22 protein-coding genes and 3 pseudogenes are annotated in these 22,397 nt (G+C 62.8%); 17 read left to right on the plus strand and 8 right to left on the minus strand.

Annotated features, from left to right (window positions below; translation table 11 throughout):
- Nucleotides 1-81 precede the first annotated feature (81 nt).
- Nucleotides 82-1,278, minus strand: coding sequence for an ABC transporter permease (locus F0185_RS21955; RefSeq protein ID WP_167228082.1), 1,197 nt, complete (start codon nucleotides 1,276-1,278; stop codon nucleotides 82-84).
- Between the two features lie 3 nt (nucleotides 1,279-1,281).
- On the minus strand, nucleotides 1,282-2,061 hold the full coding sequence (locus F0185_RS21960; protein WP_167228084.1) for an ABC transporter ATP-binding protein: 780 nt from the start codon (nucleotides 2,059-2,061) through the stop codon (nucleotides 1,282-1,284).
- Between the two features lie 98 nt (nucleotides 2,062-2,159).
- On the opposite strand from F0185_RS21960, the gene F0185_RS21965 reads away from it, so the two are divergent.
- Nucleotides 2,160-2,642 (plus strand): hypothetical protein, encoded by a 483-nt coding sequence (locus tag F0185_RS21965; RefSeq protein WP_229477133.1) that lies wholly within the window; start codon nucleotides 2,160-2,162, stop codon nucleotides 2,640-2,642.
- A 28-nt stretch (nucleotides 2,643-2,670) separates the two neighbouring features.
- Nucleotides 2,671-3,315 (plus strand): 2-polyprenyl-3-methyl-6-methoxy-1,4-benzoquinone monooxygenase, encoded by a 645-nt coding sequence (gene coq7 / locus F0185_RS21970; protein WP_167228086.1) that lies wholly within the window; start codon nucleotides 2,671-2,673, stop codon nucleotides 3,313-3,315.
- A gap of 162 nt (nucleotides 3,316-3,477) precedes the next feature.
- Here the strand turns inward: coq7 and F0185_RS21975 are convergent, their stop codons facing one another.
- The 4 genes from F0185_RS21975 to F0185_RS21990 all read right to left on the minus strand — a co-directional run bounded on the left by F0185_RS21975 (nucleotide 3,478) and on the right by F0185_RS21990 (nucleotide 7,333).
- The gene (locus tag F0185_RS21975) at nucleotides 3,478-3,900 is read right to left on the minus strand and encodes an OsmC family protein (protein WP_166893148.1); all 423 of its coding nucleotides are present in this window, start codon (nucleotides 3,898-3,900) and stop codon (nucleotides 3,478-3,480) included.
- A gap of 66 nt (nucleotides 3,901-3,966) precedes the next feature.
- The gene (locus F0185_RS21980) at nucleotides 3,967-5,151 is read right to left on the minus strand and encodes an ABC transporter permease (RefSeq protein WP_167228088.1); all 1,185 of its coding nucleotides are present in this window, start codon (nucleotides 5,149-5,151) and stop codon (nucleotides 3,967-3,969) included.
- Entirely contained in the window at nucleotides 5,148-5,879 is a 732-nt protein-coding gene (locus tag F0185_RS21985; RefSeq protein ID WP_167228090.1) for an ABC transporter ATP-binding protein, read from the minus strand. The genes F0185_RS21980 and F0185_RS21985 overlap by 4 nt, the downstream gene beginning before the upstream one ends.
- 14 nt (nucleotides 5,880-5,893) lie before the next feature.
- Nucleotides 5,894-7,333 (minus strand): alpha/beta fold hydrolase, encoded by a 1,440-nt coding sequence (locus F0185_RS21990; protein WP_370664049.1) that lies wholly within the window; start codon nucleotides 7,331-7,333, stop codon nucleotides 5,894-5,896.
- Nucleotides 7,334-7,662: 329 nt separating this feature from the next.
- Between F0185_RS21990 and rplM the strand changes: the two genes are divergently transcribed.
- From rplM to erpA, 8 genes and pseudogenes are all read left to right on the plus strand, one after another.
- Complete coding sequence (gene rplM / locus F0185_RS21995) at nucleotides 7,663-8,097, plus strand: 50S ribosomal protein L13 (RefSeq protein WP_054266289.1); 435 nt, start codon at nucleotides 7,663-7,665, stop codon at nucleotides 8,095-8,097.
- 9 nt (nucleotides 8,098-8,106) lie between these two features.
- A complete protein-coding gene (rpsI, locus tag F0185_RS22000; RefSeq protein ID WP_054266290.1) occupies nucleotides 8,107-8,499 on the plus strand; it encodes a 30S ribosomal protein S9 in 393 nt (130 codons plus the stop codon).
- A 667-nt stretch (nucleotides 8,500-9,166) separates the two neighbouring features.
- Nucleotides 9,167-10,204: an N-acetyl-gamma-glutamyl-phosphate reductase gene (gene argC / locus F0185_RS22005; RefSeq protein ID WP_167228092.1), complete on the plus strand. Its 1,038-nt coding sequence runs from the start codon at nucleotides 9,167-9,169 to the stop codon at nucleotides 10,202-10,204.
- A 126-nt stretch (nucleotides 10,205-10,330) separates the two neighbouring features.
- Nucleotides 10,331-11,236 (plus strand): annotated as a pseudogene (locus F0185_RS22010) (hypothetical protein); the annotation flags it as partial.
- 120 nt (nucleotides 11,237-11,356) lie between these two features.
- A pseudogene (locus F0185_RS35575) lies at nucleotides 11,357-11,461 on the plus strand (FxDxF family PEP-CTERM protein); the annotation flags it as partial.
- Between the two features lie 490 nt (nucleotides 11,462-11,951).
- Nucleotides 11,952-12,557: pseudogene (locus tag F0185_RS35580) on the plus strand (DUF3466 family protein); the annotation flags it as partial.
- Between the two features lie 126 nt (nucleotides 12,558-12,683).
- Nucleotides 12,684-12,794 carry an FxDxF family PEP-CTERM protein gene (locus F0185_RS35585; RefSeq protein WP_441295230.1) on the plus strand — a complete coding sequence of 37 codons (111 nt, stop codon included), beginning with the start codon at nucleotides 12,684-12,686 and terminating at the stop codon, nucleotides 12,792-12,794.
- Nucleotides 12,795-12,949: 155 nt separating this feature from the next.
- A complete protein-coding gene (erpA, locus tag F0185_RS22020; RefSeq protein WP_054266294.1) occupies nucleotides 12,950-13,312 on the plus strand; it encodes an iron-sulfur cluster insertion protein ErpA in 363 nt (120 codons plus the stop codon).
- Between the two features lie 40 nt (nucleotides 13,313-13,352).
- Here erpA and F0185_RS22025 read toward each other — a convergent pair whose 3' ends face one another.
- Nucleotides 13,353-14,465, minus strand: coding sequence for an anhydro-N-acetylmuramic acid kinase (locus tag F0185_RS22025; RefSeq protein WP_167228098.1), 1,113 nt, complete (start codon nucleotides 14,463-14,465; stop codon nucleotides 13,353-13,355).
- A 92-nt stretch (nucleotides 14,466-14,557) separates the two neighbouring features.
- Nucleotides 14,558-15,922: a M23 family metallopeptidase gene (locus tag F0185_RS22030; RefSeq protein WP_167228100.1), complete on the minus strand. Its 1,365-nt coding sequence runs from the start codon at nucleotides 15,920-15,922 to the stop codon at nucleotides 14,558-14,560.
- Between the two features lie 172 nt (nucleotides 15,923-16,094).
- Here F0185_RS22030 and tyrS point away from each other — a divergent pair, with 172 nt between their 5' ends.
- From tyrS to purH, 7 genes are all read left to right on the plus strand, one after another.
- Complete coding sequence (tyrS, locus tag F0185_RS22035) at nucleotides 16,095-17,360, plus strand: tyrosine--tRNA ligase (RefSeq protein WP_167228102.1); 1,266 nt, start codon at nucleotides 16,095-16,097, stop codon at nucleotides 17,358-17,360.
- On the plus strand, nucleotides 17,357-17,803 hold the full coding sequence (dtd, locus tag F0185_RS22040) for a D-aminoacyl-tRNA deacylase (RefSeq protein WP_167228104.1): 447 nt from the start codon (nucleotides 17,357-17,359) through the stop codon (nucleotides 17,801-17,803). The genes tyrS and dtd overlap by 4 nt, the downstream gene beginning before the upstream one ends.
- A gap of 48 nt (nucleotides 17,804-17,851) precedes the next feature.
- Complete coding sequence (locus F0185_RS22045) at nucleotides 17,852-18,517, plus strand: YbhB/YbcL family Raf kinase inhibitor-like protein (RefSeq protein WP_167228106.1); 666 nt, start codon at nucleotides 17,852-17,854, stop codon at nucleotides 18,515-18,517.
- Between the two features lie 45 nt (nucleotides 18,518-18,562).
- Nucleotides 18,563-19,210 (plus strand): histidine phosphatase family protein, encoded by a 648-nt coding sequence (locus tag F0185_RS22050; protein ID WP_167228108.1) that lies wholly within the window; start codon nucleotides 18,563-18,565, stop codon nucleotides 19,208-19,210.
- Between the two features lie 128 nt (nucleotides 19,211-19,338).
- On the plus strand, nucleotides 19,339-20,364 hold the full coding sequence (dusB, locus tag F0185_RS22055) for a tRNA dihydrouridine synthase DusB (protein WP_167228110.1): 1,026 nt from the start codon (nucleotides 19,339-19,341) through the stop codon (nucleotides 20,362-20,364).
- Between the two features lie 94 nt (nucleotides 20,365-20,458).
- Nucleotides 20,459-20,692, plus strand: coding sequence for a helix-turn-helix domain-containing protein (locus tag F0185_RS22060; protein WP_054266301.1), 234 nt, complete (start codon nucleotides 20,459-20,461; stop codon nucleotides 20,690-20,692).
- 107 nt (nucleotides 20,693-20,799) lie between these two features.
- Complete coding sequence (purH, locus tag F0185_RS22065; protein WP_167228112.1) at nucleotides 20,800-22,371, plus strand: bifunctional phosphoribosylaminoimidazolecarboxamide formyltransferase/IMP cyclohydrolase; 1,572 nt, start codon at nucleotides 20,800-20,802, stop codon at nucleotides 22,369-22,371.
- Nucleotides 22,372-22,397: the final 26 nt, after the last annotated feature.

Raw genomic sequence — 22,397 nt, forward strand, 5'->3', positions numbered from 1 at the left:
ATACATGCCTTGGATTCCCGCCGGCGCGGGAAAGACGGAGCTTACGTTTACGGCATTAGGGACAGACCCCGGTTTTTCACCTTAACTCCGAAACAACACCTCCTCCCGGTTGAACCACCACCTGCACCACGCCAGCAGCGCTCCCGCGATCAGGGTGGTGGAGAGCAAAATCGCCGAAAACATGCGGTAATCCATGGTTCCCTTGACCAGTTCCTTCATGGCCAGCGACACATTGGTCAACGGCACCATCGACCAGAACCAGTTCAGCTCCACCCCCGGCATCATGGCCACCACGATCGGCACGATCAACAGCATCATCAGCGGCGAAATCATGCCCGACGCTTCCTTGTAGCTCTTGGCGTAAATCGAAATCGACAGCAGGATCGAGGCAAAAATGGCCGCCGTCGGCACCAGCATCAGCGCCACCATCGCCAGGTCGCGCGCCCCGATCGCCCGCACCATCTGCGCCAGGCCGCCTTCGAGCGAGCCGCCGAACACGGCCAGCAGCAGCCCCATGCTGGCCACCATCAGCAGCGCCGACGTCAACCCCACCGTAAACAGCACCAGGAACTTGGCCAGCACCAGCGCCGTGCGCGAAATGGGCGCCAGCAGCAAGGTTTCCAGGGTGCCGCGCTCCTTCTCGCCGGCGCCGAGGTCGATGGCAGGGTACATCGCCGCCATCAGGCACACCATCAGCAGGATGTAGGGCAGAAAACCGCCCACCAGCGCGCCCATCCGCTCGCGCGTGCCGGCGGTCGACAGTTCTTCCAGCTCGATCGGATTGAGCGCAAAGCGCAGCTCGGCCCGGCTCATGTTCATGGCCGACAAGGCTTGCTCGCGCAGCGCCCCGTTGTGCGCCTCGATCACCGCCGCCACCCGCTTATGGGTCATGTCGAGCGCCACCGCGTTGTTGTAGTGCAAAGTGACGCGGGCCTGGCGGTGCGCTGCCAAGGCGTCCTCGAAACCGGAGGGAATCACGATGGCGAAGGTGATGCGGTCGGTGTCGATGGCGGCCTTGATCGCACCTTCATTGGCCAGCGACACCTCGCGCAAGCCTTTTTCGCGCTTGAAGCGCTCGCTCAGGCCCGGTGCATGCTCTTTGCCGAACACGGCGTAGGTCAGTTCCTTGTGCTGGGCTTTCTTGAAAATGGTCGACGACAGATAGGCCAGGCCGCCGAAAATCATCGGCATCGCGACGATCGGCAGCAGCAGGGTGAAGATGAAGGTCTTGCGGTCGCGCAGCAGTTCCAGTAATTCCTTGAAATACACGGTCCACATGGCTCAGCCTTCCTGATTGATGATATGCACGAAGGCATCGTACAAATCGTGGCTGCCGCCCAGCTCGCGCAACTCGGCCACGCTGCCGTTGAAGGCGCTGCGGCCGTGGTTGATGATGCAGACCTTGTCGCACAGTTTTTCCACCTCGTGCAGGTGATGCGTGGAAAAGATCAGGGGAATGCGCAGCGCCTTGTAGCTGGCGATAAATTCGAGCAGCACGCGCGCCGACATCACATCGAGCCCGGTGGTCGGTTCGTCCAGGATCACCACCTGCGGCTCGTGCACCACCGCGCGGGCGATGGCGCATTTCTGCTTCATGCCGGTCGACAGATCATCGGCGCGCTTGTGGGCGTAGGCGTGCATGTCGAGTTGCTCGAACAAAGCGTCGCAGCGTTTCTTGAGACGCTCCGGCGCCATGCCGTGCAGGCGTCCGAAATACTCGACATTTTCGCGCGCGCTCAAGCGCCCGTACAAACCGGTGCTGCCGGACAGGAAACCGACGCGCTGGCGCGCCCGGATCGGATCGGCCACGATGTCGATATCGTCGATGAAGGCGCTGCCGGCGTCCGGGCGCAGGGCGGTCGAGAGGATGCGCAAGGTGGTGGTCTTGCCGGCCCCGTTCGGACCCAGCAGGCCCAGCACTTCGCCAGGGGCGCAGGAAAAACTGACATCGCGCACCGCATGGAACCAGCCATCGCTCTCGCGCACGTCGCGCTGGCGCGCGCGCCGCTCCTTGTGTACCGTCGCGGCGAAGCGCTTGGCCAGGTGTTTCACCTCGATCATCGGGTTCCTTCTCTCAAAGCGTGAGGGTAGCAGCACAAATTCACCGCCGCAAGCACGGCAGCCCGCCACAGCGGGTCGGAAATGTGGATAATGGGCCCATGGACAGTGCCATCAAAGAAAAAGTTCTTGCCGTCGCGAGCAGCGGGCGCAACGCGGCCGAGTGGACCGCGTACTTCCGCGTCACCCTCGGCCTGTACTACCTGGCCGGGCTGATGACGTCCGAAACCATCGATTTCAAGAAAGTCGACAGGGACTTCAACCAGTTCATTTACCATACCATCGGCAAGGGCCACACGATTACCAGCGTGCTGCAGTTCATGAGCGGGGCGAAAGTGGTGCCGGTGGTGTCCTCGAGCCGGTTTATCGCCGCGTTCGGCGTGCATTGCCCGGACGTGCCGTCCGACACCATCCCCTTTTTGTTGCAGCTGAACCTGGGCGTGGCGAAAAACATTTCCGGGATCGATCCCGGCGGGCCGCTACTCGACTGGATCGAGGCCCAGGCGGCCCCGTTGGCGGGCGAGGGCGGCCCGGCAGCCGGCGACCCGGCGGCCGGCGCCCCGGTGGGGCCGGACGTCCTATAATGGTGTTTTATCGCCACCGGGGCAGCGCATGTCAGCACAACGATCCATCCATCCACTCGACCAGCTGATCGTCAGCATGGACAAGGCCCTGCGCGTGATCGCGGGCGTGGCCTCGGCATCGCGACCGACCCCGGCGGCGCACGCGGACGACGGCCATCTCGATGATGCCGAACAGCGCCGCAGCGCCGGCCTGATGCGGGTCAACCACGTGGGCGAAGTGTGCGCGCAGGCGCTGTACAACTCGCAATCGCGCTTTGCCAAGAGCGAGGAGATGCGCGCGCAGTTCGCCGAAGCGGGGCGCGAGGAAGAAGATCACCTGGCGTGGACGGCCCAGCGGCTGGCCGAGCTCGGTTCGCGCCCGAGTTTGCTCAATCCCCTGTGGTATGCGGGCGCGTACGCGCTCGGCACGGTGGCCGCGCAACTGGGAGACGCGCGCAGTCTGGGGTTCGTGGTCGAGACCGAGCGCCAGGTGGAGGCGCATCTGAACAGTCATCTCGACTTGCTGCCGGCGCAGGACGCCAAGTCGCGCGCGGTCGTGGACCAGATGCGGATCGACGAGATTGCGCACGGGGCGGCCGCGCAGGCGCTGGGCGCGGTGGCGGTGCCGCCGCCGGTGCGCGGCGTGATGACGGCCATGGCGAAGGTGATGACGACGACGGCGTATTACATTTAGTGTTCGCTCCACCTGCGTCGTCCCCGCGCAGGCGGGGACCCAAGTTTGCTGATCTGCCGGTGGCAACGGAACGAACTTGGGTCCCCGCCTGCGCGGGGACGACGGCTACACGGCTACACGGCTACACGGCTACACGGCTAAACGGCTAAACGGCTAAACGGCTCAGCCTTCCACAATCTCGAACGAATGCGTGATCTCGGCCATCTTGGCCAGCATGATCGACGCCGAGCAGTATTTGTCGTGCGACAGGCTCACCGCGCGCTCGACCGTCCCCGGCTTCAAATTCTTCCCGGTCACGGTGAAGTGAAAATGAATCTTGGTAAACACCTTGGGATCGGTCTCGGCGCGCTCGGCCTTGAGCGTCACGTCGCAGCCGCGCACATCTTCCCGTCCGCGCTTGAGGATCAACACCACGTCATACGCCGTGCATCCACCGGTTCCCAGCAACACCATTTCCATCGGCCGCGGCGCCAGGTTGTGGCCGCCGCCTTCGGGTGCCCCATCCATGCTGACCATGTGGCCCGACCCCGTTTGCGCCCGAAAACTCATGCCCGACGGGCCGTTCCAGCTGACTGTGACTTCCATTTCATTCTCCGATGAGTGCGTTCCCGGCCTATTGTAATGGAGCCGCGCCAGCCTTGCCCGCCAGCCCTACACCGACAGCACGTAGCGCTCGCTCTTCATGCGCCAGCTGGCGAACGCCACCGCGCCCAGCGCCGGCAGCATCGAACTCAAAAAGGTCAGCAAAAACGGCAGCACGCCCAGTTCCTGCCCCTTGGCCAGTTCGCGCAGCAGGGTCTGGTTCGACAGCATCGGCACCACATACATCCACATCGCCGTTTTCAATTCCAGCATCGATACCGCCAGGCCGGGCAGCATGGGGATCAGGGTCACCAGGCTGAGGATGCTCTGGGCTTCCTTGAACGAGCGCGCATTCATCGCCAGCGCAATATGCAGGCCGGCGGCCAGCAGGGATAGCGGCAGGGTGGCCACGCACACCCACGCCAGCTGGGCCGAGGTGACGCGCCAGCTCATGCCGATTTCTTCCAGCGGCAGCCAGGACAGCACCGCGTGCGCCAGCGCCAGTTCCAGGGTGATGCCGATCACGGCCAGCGAACCGGCCGCCAGCCACTTGCCGGTGATCAGCGACCAGGGACTGGCCGGTTGCGCCATCAGCACTTCCAGCGAGCGCCGCTCGCGTTCGCCGGCGGTGCTGTCGACCGCCGCCGACAAACCGCAAATGAACGCCGGGAAAAACAGGAAGCCGAGAATCGCGCCGATCAGCCCGGCCGAGCGCGCCGCCGTGCTGCCGGTGTCGTAGCGCTGCAGGCGAATCGGCGTCATGATGGCGGGCGAGACCCCGTGCGCCAGCAGGCGCGCGCTGCTGATGCTCGAACTGTAGTTTTGCAGCACTTCCTCGACATCGCGCTGGCGCTGGCTGTTGTCGCTGGCCGAGTCGTACCACAGCTCGATACCGGCCGGGCGCATGGCCCGGTAGTGTTCGCCGAACTCGGGATCGAGGCGCAGCAGCGCGACCACCTTGCGCGTGCGCAGCAGCGCGCCGATGGCGTCTTCATCCATCTCCCCGGCCTCTTGCACGGTGATATTCTTTTGCTTGAGCTGCGCCATCAGGTTCGGTGCGCGCGCCGCGCCGATCACGGCCAGTTCCATGCCCTCGCGTTCGGACTGGGTGGCGCGCTTGATCTGCTGGTTCAGCATGTAGCCGAGCATCAGCGGGTACATCAATGTGAACAGGGCCAGCAGGCCGAGCGCGCGCTTGTCGCGCAGCGTTTCCTTGAATTCCTTGAGAAAAACGATGAGGAAAGCCGGCTTCATGTCGAGATTCCTTCTTCGCCGACCAGGCTGACGAAGGCGTCTTCCAGGTTGCTGATGCCGGTGCGGCGGCACAGTTCCTGGGGCGAGCCCTGGGCCACCGTATGGCCCTTGGCGATGACGATCACATCGTCGCACAGGTGCGTGACTTCCTGCATCACGTGGGTCGCCATGATCACGCAGCAACCTTCACGGCGCAGGGCGGCCAGCGCGGTGCGCAGGGCGCGCGTGCTCATCACGTCCAGGCCGCGGCTCGGTTCGTCGAGCAGCAGGTGGCGCGGTTGATGCAGCAGGGTGCGCGCCAGCGCCACCTTGATGCGCTGGCCTTGCGAAAACCCCTTGCCGCGCCGCTCCAGGATGTCGTGCATGACCAGCAGGTCGGCCACTTCGTCGATGCGGCGCTGGACCGCGGGCAGGGTCATGCCGTTGAGCTCGCCGAAATAGGCCAGGTATTCGCGCGTGCTCAGGCGCTCGTACAGGCCGAACTGGTCGGTGAGGAAGCCGATATCCTTGCGCACCGCCATCGGATCGACGGCCGGATCGATGCCGCCGATGCTGATGCTGCCCTGGTCGCGCTTGAGCAGGCCGACCAGCAGGCGCAGCAGGGTGGTCTTGCCGGCGCCGTTCGGTCCCAGCAGGGCCGTGATCTGGCCGTCGGCGGCGGCGAAGCTGACCCCGCCCAGCGCTTGCAAGGCGCCGAATTGTTTTTTTACATCGTCTACGACAATCATCGTGGCCTCGGTGCTTAAGGGTGCGGACCGGCGCTGCCGACCTGGAAATTGGCGGCCGGGATTTCCCGCAGGCAGGCGGCGGCGACCTGCCTGGAGGGGGCGTCGAGAAACTCGCGCAGCAGGCGCGGCGCGCAGCCGAGCGAGGAGATGCCGTGCCCGGCATTGGCCACCACCAGGTGCTGGGCCTTGGGAATATGGCGTGCGGCGGCCTCGGCGCGGCGCGGCGGCGTGACCGGGTCGAGCGCGCCCGACAGCAGCAAGGCCGGCGCCAGGATCGGGGTCGGCGTGCGCCATGGCATGGCCGGCAGCTTGAGCGACTTGCACTGCTCCATCAACTGGCCGACCCGGCCGCTGCCGAGGAAGGAATTGTTGGCGTCCTCGGCCAGCAATTGCGGGGTCATGCGCGGATAGTCTTCGGCGCAGATCACCGCCATGTGCAGTACCAGCGCGGTGCCGCCTTCGCCGGCCAGGTCGGCGCCGACATTGCGGCGCGCCACGAACGGCGCCCAGCGGCCCTGCCAGGCGCTGTGGATCAGGAACGGCAGGCGGCGCCCGTCGAGCGCCGAATACAGCACGTTGTGCACGGTGTTCAGGAAGCGCTCCTTGGTCATGCTCATCTGCAAAGGCTCGGCGGTGCGCGGATTGGGCAGGTTCAGTTGCACCGGCGTGGCGCTGACCCTGGCCAGCAGGCTGTTGAACTCGCTGCGCAGGGCGGGATAGGCCTGGTTGCAGCCGGGGTCGGCCGCGCACTGGCGGAACAGGGTGTCGAGCGCGGCCTGGCCATCGCGTCCGCCGGCCGGGATGATCTGGTCGGGCGCGGCCACGCCGTCGAGCACCAGGCTGCGCACGGCGTCGGGAAAGGCGCGCGCATAGGCCTGGGCCAGGCGCGTGCCGTAGGACGCGCCCCAGACGTTGACGGTCCGGTAGCCGAGCGCCAGGCGCACTTGTTCGATGTCGCGCGCCGCGTTCTCGGTGGTGTAGGCCGCCAGCGGCGCGCGCACGCCGGCCAGGCAGCGGCGTATGGCGGCGTTCTGCTCGTCGTCGCTGAGATTGTCGGGCAGGTCTTCCTCGTCGCAGTCGAGCTTGCCGGACAGGCCGGTGCCGCGCTGGTCGATGAAGACGATGTCGCGGGTGGCGCGCGCGCGCCGGAAAATGGAATAGAGCACCGGCAGCACGTCGCTGCCGGCCTGGCCGGGACCGCCCGCCAGCACGAACACGGGGTCGGGCCGCGCCGATTCGCGGAAGGCCGGGGCCACGGTGATGTGCAGGGGCAGGGAGGCGCCGGTTTTTTGCTGGTAGTCGAGCGGCACGTTCAAGGTGCTGCAACGCAAGCCTTCCTCGGCGCCGGGCAGGTGGCAGATGCGCGCCGGCGGGGGCGCGTCGGCCAGGCAGGGCGCCGCCAGCGTCGACAGCAGGGACATCAATGAAGCGGCAAGGCGGTATTTCAATATCACGAGGTCTCCCGACGATAAGCGCTCAGACATAGTAGGTTGACATTGTTTCAGTGGTCAAGAAAGTTTTTCCCCGTCAATTAAATGCGCGACTGTGGTGCAGTCTAGGGCGGGCTGCTCGCAGGCAATTTGCGATTTATCTAGGGATGGCGCCGATGTCATTTCGGCATCACCGGAACGGCGCTTGAAGGGCTTGACCCGGCTGTGGGAAGTGCGCTATAGTAGCCGGCTTTCCGTTTGCTCAGGAAAAGACAATAAGGCAGAGTCCGCGGGTAGTACGAGCGGAACCACCATTTGAGCGATTTAATAAGTTTTATATTTAGGAAGTCAACATGAAAACTTTTTCCGCTAAGGGACATGAAGTCCAGCGCGATTGGTTCGTGGTTGACGCGACGGATCTGATCCTCGGACGTGTTGCCAGCGAAGTGGCACTCCGGTTGCGCGGCAAACACAAACCCGAATTCACTCCTCACGTCGACACGGGCGATTTCATCGTCGTGATCAACGCAGGCAAACTGCGCGTGACCGGTACCAAGGCAACCGAGAAGACGTACTACCGTCACTCGGGCTACCCAGGTGGTATCTACGAAACCAACTTCAAGAAAATGCAAGAGCGTTTTCCTGGTCGCGCGCTTGAAAAAGCGGTCAAGGGCATGCTGCCTAAAGGCCCGCTTGGCTACGCCATGATCAAGAAGCTCAAAGTGTACGCGGAAGGTTCCCACCCGCACGCTGCCCAGCAACCTACAGCACTCGTGCTGTTCAAGTAAGGAGCTGACATGATCGGTAACTACAATTACGGCACCGGCCGTCGCAAGAGTGCAGTCGCTCGCGTCTTCATCAAAGTTGGCACCGGCCAAATCATCGTTAACGGCAAACCAGCCGCTGACTACTTCTCGCGCGAAACGGGCCTGATGGTCATCCGTCAACCGCTGGAACTGACCGGCAATGTCGAGCGTTTCGACATCAAGGTCAACGTTCACGGTGGTGGCGAGTCCGGCCAGGCTGGCGCGGTTCGTCACGGCATCACCCGTGCACTGATCGACTACGACGCATCGTTGAAGGGCGACCTGGCACGTGCCGGTTTCGTTACCCGCGATGCACGTGAAGTCGAGCGTAAAAAAGTTGGTCTGCGCAAAGCACGTCGCGCAAAGCAATTCTCGAAGCGTTAATTCGCCTCTGGCGCGCACTTCGGTGCGCCCCCTTCAAAAAAGCCGCCGACTGCGAAGTTGGCGGCTTTTTTGTTTCTGCATCCCGACCGGGCTTGTTGCGAAACCGGGGTCAGACCCCGGTTTTGCAAGTTTGGGGTCTGACCCCGGTTTCGCAACAAGCCCGGTTGCAAGTTGGAAAGACTGGGGGTCTGACCTCAATTAAGAAACTTTCTTAATTGAGGTCAGACCCCGATTGGCGCGCACTCCAACCGGGGTCAGAGCTTTTACTTGCAACTATTTGCTGCATTTCATGAAAATGCTGACAACTATTGCTCGGGCGGTCCCCATACGCAGCAATTGCATCAGATTGGCGGCATTTTGAACTGGCCCGTGCCGATTTGTTTCTGATGTCGCAATAATCTTCGGCAATCTTGCTAATTAAAGCTCTGACCCCGGGTTTGCATGATGTCGCAATAATCGTCGGCAATCTTGCTAATTAAAGCTCTGACCCCGGGTTTGCAAGTTTGAAAAAGACCGGGGTCTGACCTCAATTAAGAAAGTTTCTTAATTGAGGTCAGACCCCGGTTGGCGCGGGTTTGCGTTTTCCAGCGCTGCGCAGCGTTTTGCAGGCGCTGTTAGAATCACCATCTTTCGGGCATGGCCCATTATTTACTTTCAAGGAATACATATGATCAAAGTTGGCATCGTCGGCGGTACGGGTTACACGGGCGTGGAATTGCTGCGACTGCTGTCGGTCCACCCTGATGTGGAGCTGACCGCGATTACCTCGCGTAAGGAAGATGGCTTGCCCGTCGCCGATATGTTTCCTTCGCTGCGCGGTAAGGTGGACCTGGCGTTCTCCGCCCCCGACAAGGTCGACCTGAGCAAGTGCGATGTGGTCTTTTTCGCCACTCCGCACGGCGTCGCCATGGCCCAGGCCCCGGCCCTGCTGGCCGCCGGCGTCAAGGTGATCGACCTGGCCGCCGACTTCCGCCTGAAAAACCAGGAAACCTTTGAGCAGTGGTACAAAATCCCGCATACCTGCCCGGAATTGCTGGAAGAGGCCGTCTACGGCTTGCCGGAATTGAACCGCGAAGCCGTCAAGAATGCGCGCCTGATCGCCAATCCGGGTTGTTATCCAACCACGATGCAGCTGGGCTTCGTGCCGCTGCTCAAGGCCAACCTGATCGACGCCAGCGCCCTGATCGCGGATGCCAAGTCGGGCGTGTCCGGCGCCGGCCGCAAGGCTGAAATCAGCACCCTGTTCTCGGAGTCGAGCGACAATTTCAAGGCCTACGGCGTGTCCGGCCATCGCCACACACCGGAAACCGTGGCCCAGCTGCAGCGTTTCACCGGCCTGCCGGTCAACCTGATCTTCACGCCGCATCTGGTGCCGATGATCCGCGGCATGCATTCGACCCTGTACGCGCGCCTGACCACCGATATCAGCAACGAAGCCTTGCAGGAGTTGTTCGAAACGACCTACAAGGACGCGGCCTTTGTCGATGTCATGCCGTTCGGCTCGCACCCGGAAACCCGCTCGACGCGCGGTTCGAACACGCTGCGCCTGGCGCTGCATCGTCCGAACAACGGCAATACCGTGGTGATCCTGGTGGTCCAGGATAACCTGGTCAAGGGCGCCTCCGGCCAGGCGGTCCAGTGCATGAACCTGATGTTCGGCCTGGAAGAAACCCTGGGCTTGCAACAGGTCGCGCTGCTGCCGTAAGGCAGTACAAGAGCGGGAAGCCCAGCCGCTTCCCGCTGCCTGCAATATTAAATTTTAATTAAGCTTTCCATTTGGCTAAGTAGTCTTTATGATGGGTCGTATTTACCCCACCATAAAAAGACTCTCATGCGATTCGTCCGCTCCCTGTTGTCCGCCCTCGTGCTCGGCATCTTCGTCGCGCCCGCGCTTGCCGCTCCCTCCTACACGGTCACGACGCTCAATACCGGCCAGTACGATCAATGGCGCCTGGTCGACAACGCCGGCACCCTGTACGGTTCTTCAAACTGGCGTACGGCATTTCATGCCAATGGCAGCACCACGGTGGTGCGTGTCAGCACGAGTCCGTTTCCCACCGGCGCGATCACGGCCATCAGCAATGCCGGCCATTTGGCCAGCTACGAATACTGGACCACCATTGGCGACGTCGTCTATGCCGATGGCTACCTGACGCTCAACGGCGCCACCACGCTCCTCCCTGGGTTCGGCCATGGCCGCGGCGTGGACACGTTCAGCCATGGCGTCAACAATGCCGGCACGGTGGTGGGCAGTTCGAGCACCAATCTGCGCTTGCCGGGAGGCGATCCGCATTATCCGCGCTTCGCCAGCCATGCTTATGTATACAGCGACAATAAAATGAAGGACCTGGGCACGCTGGGAGGCACCCACAGCAGCGCCTTGGGCATCAATGCCGCCGGGACCATCGTCGGCGGCGCCGACAATGCCGCGTCGGCACAGCGGGCCTTTATCTATGAGAACGGCAGGATGACCGACCTGGGTGCGTTCGCCGGCGGTACCAGCCTGGCAACCGGGATCAATGATGCCGGCCTGATTATCGGCCAGTCGGCGCACCGTGCCGGCAGCGACGTTCAGTCCGCCTTTCTGTACGCAAACGGCGTGATGAGCGACCTGGGCTGGTCGCCGCAGCGCGCTTCCAGCGCCGTCGATATCAATGAGGCCGGCCAGATCATCGGCTACGGCACCGATGCCAACGGCCTGGAGCGCGGCTTCATTTACCAGAACGGCCAACTGCTCCAACTCGATACCGCCGTCGATCCGCTCGACAACTGGATCATCAAGACCACCTACAGCATCAACGACAATTGCCTGATCCTGGCAGATGCCTGCAAGCTGGACGTGTGCGGCACGGTTCTGCTGAGCCCGGTTCCGGAGCCGGAAACCTACGCTATGATGCTGGCCGGACTCGGTTTGCTCGGGTTTTGCGCGCGCCGTCGCGCCAGCGCCGCACACGCGGCCTGAGCCGCGCAGCGTGCAGGCGGCCCGCCGGCTGCCGTAGAGCCAGCCGGCGGTCGGGGAGGCGCCTTGTGGGCGACAGCTCCTGTGCCCGTCCACGCCTGTGGCATCAAAAACTTCAATTTCAATCAATATTTATTTTAAGTTATCTTGCCATCTATGATGGATGGTATCCATCCCGCACCGAAAGACGCTCATGACATTTGGCCGCTCCCTGCTGTCCGCCCTGCTGTTGGGCATCTTCGCCGCTCCCGCGTCCGCGGCAGCCCCGTCCTACTCGGTCAAGGCGGTCAATACCGGCGGCCAGTACGATTCCTGGCGCCTGATCGACAACGCCGGCACCTTGTATGGCCAGGCCATGGGGCGTTCGGCCTATCATTCGGGCGGGACGACGCATGTATTGGACCTGCCCACCATGAGCGAGTATCCCGATGCCAGGGTCAGCGCCATCAGCAATGCCGGCCACATGGCGACGACCGAGATGTGGGCGTCGTACATGCCGGACGGGCCTGTCAAAGCCTATGTGACCGTGAATGGGGCGAACACGCATCTTAAGCCGCTCAGTGACGGATCCGGGCTGCCGACCGCCTGGGCCAACGGTGTCAACAACGCCGGCACGGTGGTCGGCAGTTCCAAGACCGATGTGCGGGTTCCTGGGGGCGACCCGTACAATCCGCGTTTCGCGTCGCACGCCTTTGCGTACAGCGACGGCGTCACAAAAGACCTGGGCACCTTGGGCGGGGTGCACAGCGGCGCGACCGCGATCAACAACGCCGGGACCATCGTCGGCTATGCCCACAATCCGTCATGGCGCGAGCGCGCTTTCATCTACCAGAACGGCCAGATGACCGACCTCGGCGCGTTCGAAGGCGGCTCCAGCGCGGCGACCGACATCAATGACAGCGGCCAGATCATTGGCCAGTCCGCCCATACCTGGGACACGAGTGTGCAGTCGGCCTTTTTGTACGTGGATGGCGTCATGACCGACCTGGGCTGGTCGGCGGGCAACCCGTCCAAGGCGGTCGATATCAACAACCTGGGCCAGGTGATCGGCTACGGTGCCGATGCCAAAGGCCTGCAACATGGCTTCATCTACCAGAATGGCCAGTTGCTGCAGCTCGACGCGGCGCTCGATCCGCTCGCCGGCTGGAGCATCCGATCCACCTACAGCATCAATGACCATGGCCAGATCCTGGCCGATGCGTGCAGGCTCGGCGCGTGCGGCACAGTGCTGCTCAGTCCGGTTCCGGAACCGGAAACCTACGCCATGATGCTGGCCGGCCTCGGTTTGCTCGGGGTTTGCGCACGCCGCCGCGCCCGGCGCAAGGCTGCAGCTTGAAATCCGGCCGAATGGCCGCATTGTAGGTACACTGGCAGTACAGCCCCGGCCCGCGCCGGGGTGTTGCATTTGACGGTCGCCGGCAGTCGTCGATGAGCGTGACTTGTCCCAACAGTCTATAATGACTCATATCCGTTCCCCCGTAGGAGTTCCAAATGAATGCAGTTGCTGAAATGCCAGAAGTGATGCCGGCCCCGATCGTGTTTACCGATAGCGCCGCGCAAAAGGTTGCACAGCTGATCGAGGAAGAGGGCAATCCCGACCTCAAATTGCGCGTCTTCGTGCAGGGCGGCGGCTGCTCGGGTTTCCAGTACGGCTTCACCTTCGACGAAATCGTCAATGAAGATGACACCACCATGGTCAAGAACGGCGTGCAACTGCTGATCGATTCGATGAGCTACCAGTACCTGGTCGGCGCCGAAATCGACTACAAGGATGACCTCGAAGGCGCCCAGTTCGTCATCAAGAATCCTACCGCCACCTCGACCTGCGGTTGCGGTTCGTCGTTCTCGGTATAAAGTGCTTTAGCGCAGGCAGCCTTCGCGGCCGCCTGCCGGCTTACGCAGGATACAGGGCGCCCAGGATCCTGGGGCCCTTCGCCCCCGTCACCTGGGGCAGATTACCCGTTTCGCGCCTTGTGAAGCGGTAGCCCAACCACGCGAACGCCAGCGCTTCGACGTGATTCGGGGCGACGCCCAGGGCGTCGGTTGTTTCCACTTTGGTCTTGCCGCCCAGCGCTTGCGCCAGTTCGCGCAGCAGCGCGCCGTTGTACGCCCCGCCGCCGCACACATACACCGCGTCGACTTCGCTGGCCTGCTGATGGATGGCGCGCGCGATCGTGGTCGCCGTCAGCGCGGTCAGGGTCGCCTGCACATCCTCGGGCGGCATCGACGGCGCCTGCGCCAGGCGTTGCCCCAGCCAGTCGGCGTGGAACAGGTCGCGCCCGGTGCTTTTCGGGGCCGCCAGGCGGAAATACGGTTCGTCGAGCAAGATGCCGAGCAAGGTCGGATCGACTTGCCCGCTGGCCGCCCAGGCGCCGTCGGCGTCGTAGGCCTTGCCCTGGTGCAGGCCGATCCAGTGATCCATCAACACATTGCCGGGACCGGTATCGAAGCCGCTGACCGTGCCGTCGGCATGCAGTACGCTGATATTGGCGATACCGCCGATATTGACCACCACGCGCGCCTGGCCGGCCTGGCCGAAGCAGGCCTGGTGAAAGGCCGGCACCAGCGGCGCACCCTGGCCGCCGGCGGCCACGTCGCGCGTGCGGAAGTCGGCGATGACGTCGATCCCGGTCAGTTCGGCCAAGAGGGCGGGGTGGTTGATCTGGCGCGTGTAGCCGAGCTCGGGCCGGTGGCGCACCGTTTGCCCGTGCGCGGCCAGCGCCCGCACCGGGCCGGGGGCGCTTGGTAACAGGGCCGCCACGCATTCGGCGTAGCAGCCGGCCAGGTGGGCGGCGGCCAGCGCTTCGCGCGCGATTTCATTGTCGCCGCTGCTTTGCAGGGCCATCAGGTCGGCGCGCAGGGCGTCCGGGAAGGGCACGAAGGCCGCTTCCAGGGTGCGTATGGCGCCGCCGCCGAAATCGACCAGCACGCCATCGACGCCATCCATGCTGGTGCCGGACATCATGCCGATGTAGAGGGTCGAATGCAGGGTCGAATCCGTGCTCATAAGTAGTCCAATCGAAAAACGCGGGCGAAAAAAAGGGCAGGAGCCGGGATCGTTGATCCGGGTCCTGCCCTCGCATGGTACGCGCTGAAGCGTTAGCGCGCCATGGTCGATGCGGTGGTCGGACGCAGCAGGGCGAAGCGGTGCGACATGTCGCCCGCGGCGATCTGGAAGCGGGCGCGTTCGGCCGGCGTCATTGGCGCTTGCGCCAGGACCTTGATCGACATCGGATCGACGGCTTCGTTGTTGACGCGGAATTCGTAGTGCAGGTGGGCGCCGGTCGACCAGCCGGTCGAGCCGACATAACCGATTACGTCACCCTGGCTGACCTTGCTACCCTTGCGGATGCCTGGCGCGAAACGGCTCATGTGGGCGTAGGCGGTGGTGTAGTTGGCCCAGTGCTTGATGCTGACCAGGTTGCCGTAGCCGCCCTGCACGCCGGCGAAGTCGATCACGCCGTCGCCGGACGCGCGGATCGGGGTGCCGTTGGCGGCCGCGAAATCGACGCCCTTGTGGGCTTTCCAGGAGCCGGAAATCGGATGCGTGCGCATCGAAAAACCGGAGGAAATACGGGAAAATTCGAGGGGGGACTTGAGGAAGGCTTTTTTGAGGGCTTTGCCGTCGAAGGTGTAGTAGCCGCCCTGCTTGCTGATCGGGTCTTCGTACCAGACGGACTGGTAAGTCACGCCGCGGTTGACGAATTCGCCTGCCAGGATGCGGCCGGCGCGCACCATTTCGCCGTCTTGCCAGAACGTTTCGTAGACCACGTTAAAGCGGTCGCCGCGTTTCAGGTCGGAACGGAAGTCGATACTGGTGGAGAACATTTCGACGATCTGGGCGACGATCACGTCGGGCAGTTTGCCGCCGTCGGTGGTGGCGTCGGTCGCCGAGTAGAGCGAGTTGTTGATTTCGCGGGCGCGCATTTCAACCCGGCGTTCGAGCTTGGCCGGGGCTTCCTCGGCGCTGAACTTGTCGCCGGTGCGGGTGATCGAAATCTGTTTGACCGGGTTGTCGCGGCCGTCGACGACGCTGGCGCGCAGCCATTGCAGTTCGCCGTTTTCATCCGTTTGCGCCTGGACCCGTTTTCCGGTCTTGAGTTGCATCACGGCTTTGGCGACTTTATCGGACTTGATGAAGTTGACGGCGGCGGCATCTTCCACGCCGAGGCGGGTGAGCAGGGCGGCGAGCGTATCGCCCGGACGCACCTTCTCTTCGTGGATGAATTGCTGGTCGTCCTTTTGCAGCGCAGCGATCTGGTCGGCCAGGTTCGGCAGTTCCAGATCTTGTGCGATCGATTTGACCGGCAGGTCGGACGCATCGGGGGCCAGGGGCGCTACGCCCGCGGCACCAAATGCGCACACTGCAAGAAAGACCGCGCCAGCGCCGATGATGCGCGACTTTCGCGTTGTTCCTAGCAGGCCGGTCAAGCGTTTGCCTGTGAATTTGTTTGTAGGGTTCATGCAATCAGTTAAAATTTGCCGCTTGAACATTCGCGTTGAGCACTGAACTATTTCTTGTTATTGTTTTGTTTAGTTTTCATTGGGCAAGATTAATCGGATCGAGCAGTATATCAAACTTTTGAATCTTCCCAACAATTTCGACACTTTGCTACAGATTTATTACAAAGCACCTATGACAACACCTGCCACCTCCAAGCCTGCCGCCCCTGCGCAAGGGTCACCTGTACTGCCGCTGACGGACTCCGTGCTGGAAGCGTTGGCCATCACCAAGCGCGGCGTCGACGAGCTGTTGATCGAGAGCGAATTCGCGCAAAAGCTGGCCCGTTCCGAGAAAACCGGCACGCCGCTGCGCATCAAGCTCGGCCTCGACCCGACCGCGCCCGACCTGCACCTGGGCCACACCGTGGTCTTGAACAAGATGCGCCAGTTGCAAGACCTCGGCCACCAGGTCATCTTTTTGATCGGCGACTTCACGTCGATGATCGGCGATCCGTCGGGCCGCAACGTCACGCGCCCGCCGCTCACTAAAGAGCAGATCGAAGAAAACGCGATGACTTACTTCAAGCAGGCGTCGCTGGTGCTGGACCCGTCGCGCACGGAAATTCGCTACAACTCCGAGTGGTGCGACCCGCTCGGCGCGCGCGGCATGATCCAGTTGTCGTCGCGTTACACCGTTGCCCGCATGATGGAACGGGACGACTTCACCAAACGCTTCAAGAGTGGGACACCAATATCGATCCACGAGTTCCTTTATCCTTTGATGCAGGGCTACGATTCTGTCGCTTTGAAGGCCGATCTGGAGCTGGGCGGCACCGACCAGAAGTTCAATTTGCTGGTCGGCCGCGAGCTGCAGAAGGATTACGGCCAGGAACAGCAGTGCATCCTGACCATGCCGCTGCTCGAAGGGCTCGATGGCGTGGACAAGATGTCCAAGTCGAAGAACAACTATATTGGCATTACCGAACCGGCCAACACCATGTTCGCCAAGCTGATGAGCATTTCGGACGTGATGATGTGGCGTTACTTCGAGCTGCTGTCGTTCCGTTCGATCGCCGATATCGCCGCCCTCAAGGCGGAAATCGACGGCGGGCGCAATCCGCGCGATGCTAAAGTGGCTCTGGGGCAAGAAATTGTGACGCGTTTCCATTCCGCCCAGGCCGCCGATGATGCGCTGACCGACTTCAAGAACCGTGCCGAGGGCCGCATTCCCGATGATGTCCCCGAAATGACCGTCGATGGCGCGCCGATGGGCGTGGCCCACTTGCTGAAAAAAACCGGCCTGTGCGCCTCGACCGGCGAAGCGATGCGCATGGTCGATCAGGGCGGCGTGCGGATCGACAGCGCCGTGGTCAGCGACAAGGCGCTCAAGATCGAGGCCGGCGAGTTCGTCCTGCAAGTTGGCAAGCGCAAATTCCTGCGCGTGACCTTCACCGCATGATCGCGCTGCTGCAACGGGTCAGCCATGCCAAGGTGGTGGTCGACGGCGCCACCATCGGCGCCATCGACGCCGGCCTGTTGGTGCTGCTGTGCGCCGAAAAGGGCGACAGCGAGAAGGAAGCCGACGCCCTGCTGAGCAAATTGCTGGGCTACCGCGTGTTCGGCGACGAGGCCGGCAAGATGAATCGCAGCGTGACCGACATCAACGGTGGCCTGTTGATCGTCCCCCAGTTCACCCTGGCGGCCGACACCAAGTCGGGCACGCGGCCGTCGTTCACCCCGGCCGCCAGCCCGCAGGATGGCTTGCGCCTGTTCGAGCATGTGGTGCGCCAGGCCCGCGCGCGCCACCCTGTGGTCGAAACCGGCCAGTTCGGGGCCGACATGAAAGTGTCGCTGACGAATGATGGACCGGTCACTTTCTGGCTGCAAGTGCACCCAAAATGAAACCAAGCGGGCCGTTTGTGGTCAATATCATCAGTGCAGGAGATTGCGATGAGACTCTGGAGTGATTCCTTTACCGATGGCGGCCTGATTCCCGCAGAGTGCGCCTTTGCCACGATCGACCCGGACACGCACACCCGCTTGTCCGTCAATCGCAACCCGCACCTGGCCTGGGACGACGTGCCCACGGGCACCCAGTCACTGATCCTGTTTTGCTACGATATCGACGCGCCCACGGTCGGCACCAATGTCAATCAAGACGGCGTGGTGGTGGCGGAAGAGTTGCCGCGCGCCGATTTCTATCACTGGACCCTGGTCGATATTCCCGTCGCCATGCGCTCAGTCGCCGAAGGCAAGTTCTCGGAAGGGGTCACGCCGCACGGAAAACCGGGGCCGCTGGTGCCGTTCACCATCAAAAACGGCACCGAACATCAGTTGCGCCAGGGTGTAAACGATTACACCACGTGGTTTGTAGGCGATCCGGGCATGGCGGGCGAGTATTACGGTTACGATGGACCTTGTCCGCCGTGGAACGATATGCGCGTGCATACCTATCTATTCTGCATCTACGCGCTCGACATTCCGCGCCTGGCGCTCGAAGGGCGCTTTACCGGCCCCGAGGCGCGCCTGGCCATTCGCGGGCACATCCTCGACGAGGCGCAGATGCTCGGCGTGTATTCGCTCAACCCCGAACTGGCGGCCACCCTGGTTCCTTAGAGAACGCAACTTTTTTCGTCCGGACACGGCGTGTCCGGCTTACCCATGTCCCCGACCACTATCATTCTCATCCGCCACGGCGAAACCGCCTGGAACGCCGAACGCCGCCTCCAGGGCCATATCGACATCGCCCTCAACGACGAGGGCCTGCGCCAGGCCGACGCGACGGCGGACGCCCTGGCAAGCGAGCGGATCGACCTGATCGTCTCGAGCGACCTGCAGCGCGCCGCCCTGACCGCCGACGCGCTGGCCCGCACGCGCGCCATGCCGGTGCAGCGCGATCCCTTGCTGCGCGAACGCTGCTTCGGCGGCTTCGAAGGCTTGCTGTACGCCGAGATCGAACAGCGCTTTCCGGTCGAGTTCGCCGCCTGGCAGGCGCGCGAGATCGATGTGCCGATGCCATCCGGCGCCCGCGTGGCCGAAACGTTCCGCCAGTTTTACCAGCGCGCCGTGGCGGCCATCATCAAGTGGGGCGACGCCCATCCCGGCCAGACCCTGGCCCTGGTGGCCCACGGCGGCGTGCTTGAATGCGCCTACCGCGCCGCCCTTGGCCTGTCGCTGGAAACGCCACGCGACTTTCCGGTTCTTAATGCCAGCATCAACCGCTTCCGCGTACTTGGCGGCAAGTTGAGCCTCGTCAGCTGGGGCGAGGTCGGACACTTGCAGCCGAAGGTGCTCGACGAGCTCAATTAAGCGGTGTCAAGCCTTTCCGATCCGGTTTCTGTGGCCGCGCAGTGCTGTCAAATGAAAAATAGTGCTTATTAATTGAGCAGCACTTCGGGTAAAATAGAGGGTTCCCGCAAACTCAGAGCGTCCCGCCCGTGCAAATTGGTCCTTACTTGCTGCGCAATAATGTTTTCGTTGCTCCCATGGCGGGCGTGACGGATCGTCCTTTCCGACAACTGTGCAAGCAGCTGGGCGCCGGCTATGCGGTGTCCGAAATGGCTGCCTCGAACCCGCGCCTGTGGGCCACCGAAAAAAGTTCGCGCCGCACCGACCATGAAGGCGAAATGGAGCCGAAAGCGGTCCAGATCGCCGGCGCCGACCCGCAAGACCTGGCCGACTGCGCCAAGTTCAACGTCGACCGTGGCGCCCAGATCATCGATATCAACATGGGTTGCCCGGTCAAGAAGGTGTGCAACAGCTGGTGCGGTTCGGCCTTGCTGCAGCACGAAGACCTGGTCGAACAGATCTTGTACGCCGTGGTGCGCGCGGTGGACGTGCCGGTCACCCTGAAATTTCGCACCGGCTGGAACCGCGAGAACAAGAACGCCCTGCGCATTGCCCGCATCGCCGAACAGGCCGGCATTCGCATGCTGACCCTGCACGGCCGCACCCGCGCCGACGGCTACAGCGGCGACGCCGAGTACGAGACTATCGCCGCCGTCAAGGCGCAGGTATCCATTCCGGTGGTGGCCAACGGCGACATCACCACCCCCGAAAAAGCCAAATACGTGCTGGCGGTGACCGGGGCGGACGCGGTGATGATCGGGCGCGCGGCCCAGGGCCGGCCGTGGATCTGCCGCGAAGTCGACCATTACCTGCGCACCGGCCTGCACCTGCCGGCGCCGGCCGTGGAAGAAGTGCGCGCGCTGATGAACGAACATTTGCAGGCGCATTACGCGTTCTACGGCGAGTTTTTGGGCGTGCGCACGGCGCGCAAGCACATCGGCTGGTATGTACGCGACCTGATCGGCGGGGAAGAATTCCGCCAGCAAATGAACCTGCTCGAATCGACCGAAGCGCAGCTGCGCGCCGTCGATGCGTTTTTTGAAACCCAACACATTCATGGCGAACGGTTACAATACCGGCCCGCGGGCGTTGCTCAAGTAGCATTGGCAGCCTGACACGGCACACAGCCAGCAAGACGACATACCGGAACGACCGCTGCCTGCAGAGCCGCGGCGAAACACTTAATCCGCAGAAAAGCACCAACATCATATGAGCAAAGAAAGTATCCAGGAAGTTGTCCAGAAAAGTCTTGAAGAGTATTTCAACGACCTGGGCGAGCAGCAGGCATCGAACATTTACGACATGGTGGTCCTCACCGTCGAAAAGCCGATCCTCGAAGTCGTCATGACGCGGGCGGAAGGCAACCAGTCGCACGCGGCCCAGATGCTGGGCATCAACCGTAATACCTTGCGGAAGAAATTGCAGGAACACGGATTGCTGTAATTAGTCATTAGCACACACTGAGTGGCCGTGCTATCGAGCGCGAGCCCATCGCGCCCGAGGGGTGCGCCAGTGCAAACACCGAATACTCCACAACCAGGCCACTCACCATGATCAAACAAGCCCTCATTTCCGTTTCCGACAAGACCGGCGTGCTCGACTTTGCACGCGCGTTGTCCGCGCTCGGCGTCGGCATCCTGTCCACCGGCGGCACCGCCAAGTTGCTGGCCGATAACGGCGTGCCTGTCACGGAAGTGGCCGACTACACGGGCTTTCCCGAAATGCTCGATGGCCGGGTCAAGACCCTGCACCCGAAAGTGCACGGCGGCATCCTGGCGCGCCGCGACTTTCCCGAGCACGTCGCCAAGCTGAGCGAGCACGACATTCCAACCATCGACATGGTGGTGGTCAACCTGTATCCGTTCCAGGCGACCGTGGCCAAGGATGATTGCTCGTTGGAAGACGCGATCGAAAACATCGATATCGGCGGCCCGACCATGCTGCGCTCGGCTGCGAAGAACCACAAGGATGTGATCGTCATCTGCGATCCGACCGACTACGCCCAGGTGCTGGCGGAAGTGACGGCCGGCGAAGTGCCTTATGACACCAAGTTCCGCCTGGCCAAAAAAGTGTTCGCTCACACCGCGCAATACGACGGCGCGATCACGAACTACCTGACCAGCCTGGGCGAAGACAAGGCGCACGCCACCCGCGCGGCTTACCCGCAAACCCTGAACATGACGTTCGAAAAAGTGCAGGACATGCGCTACGGCGAAAACCCGCACCAGTCGGCCGCGTTTTACCGCGACCTGGCGCCGGCCGCCGGTTCCCTGTCCGCCTACAAGCAATTGCAGGGCAAGGAACTGTCGTACAACAATATCGCCGACGCCGATGCGGCGTGGGAATGCGTCAAGTCGCTCGGCGGCTTGGGCCAGCCGGCTGGCTGCGTGATCGTCAAGCATGCCAATCCGTGCGGCGTGGCAATCGGCGCCGATGCGCTGGACGCTTACAGCCGCGCCTTGCAGACCGACCCGACCTCGGCTTTTGGAGGCATCATCGCCCTGAACGTTGAGCTCGACGGCAAGACCGCCGAAGCGATCGCCAAGCTGTTCGTGGAAGTGCTGATCGCGCCGTCGTTCAGCGCCGAAGCGCGCGCCATCATGGCGGCCAAGCAGAACGTGCGCCTGCTGGAAATTCCGCTCGGTTCGTCCAATAACCCGTTCGACGTCAAGCGCGTCGGCGGCGGCCTGCTGGTGCAGTCGCCGGATGCGAAAAATGTCGGCCTGGAAGAACTGCGCGTGGTCACCAAGAAGCAGCCTACCCAGCAGCAATTGCAGGACATGATGTTCGCCTGGCGCGTGGCCAAGTTCGTGAAATCGAACGCCATCGTCTTCTGCGCCAATGGCATGACCCTGGGCGTGGGCGCCGGCCAGATGAGCCGCATCGACTCGGCCCGCATCGCCTCGATCAAGGCCCAGAACGCCGGCCTGACCCTGGCCGGTTCGGCGGTGGCGTCGGATGCCTTCTTCCCGTTCCGCGACGGCCTCGATGTGGTGGTGGACGCGGGTGCTACCTGCGTGATCCATCCGGGCGGCTCGATGCGCGACCAGGAAGTGATCGACGCCGCCGACGAGCGCGGCGTGGTGATGCTGTACACCGGCGCGCGCCATTTCCGTCATTAATTTCGACGGGTTGCGCAAGTTTGGTA

It is taken from the genome of Massilia rubra, from assembly GCF_011682065.1.
Classification (GTDB): domain Bacteria; phylum Pseudomonadota; class Gammaproteobacteria; order Burkholderiales; family Burkholderiaceae_D; genus Telluria_A; species Telluria_A rubra.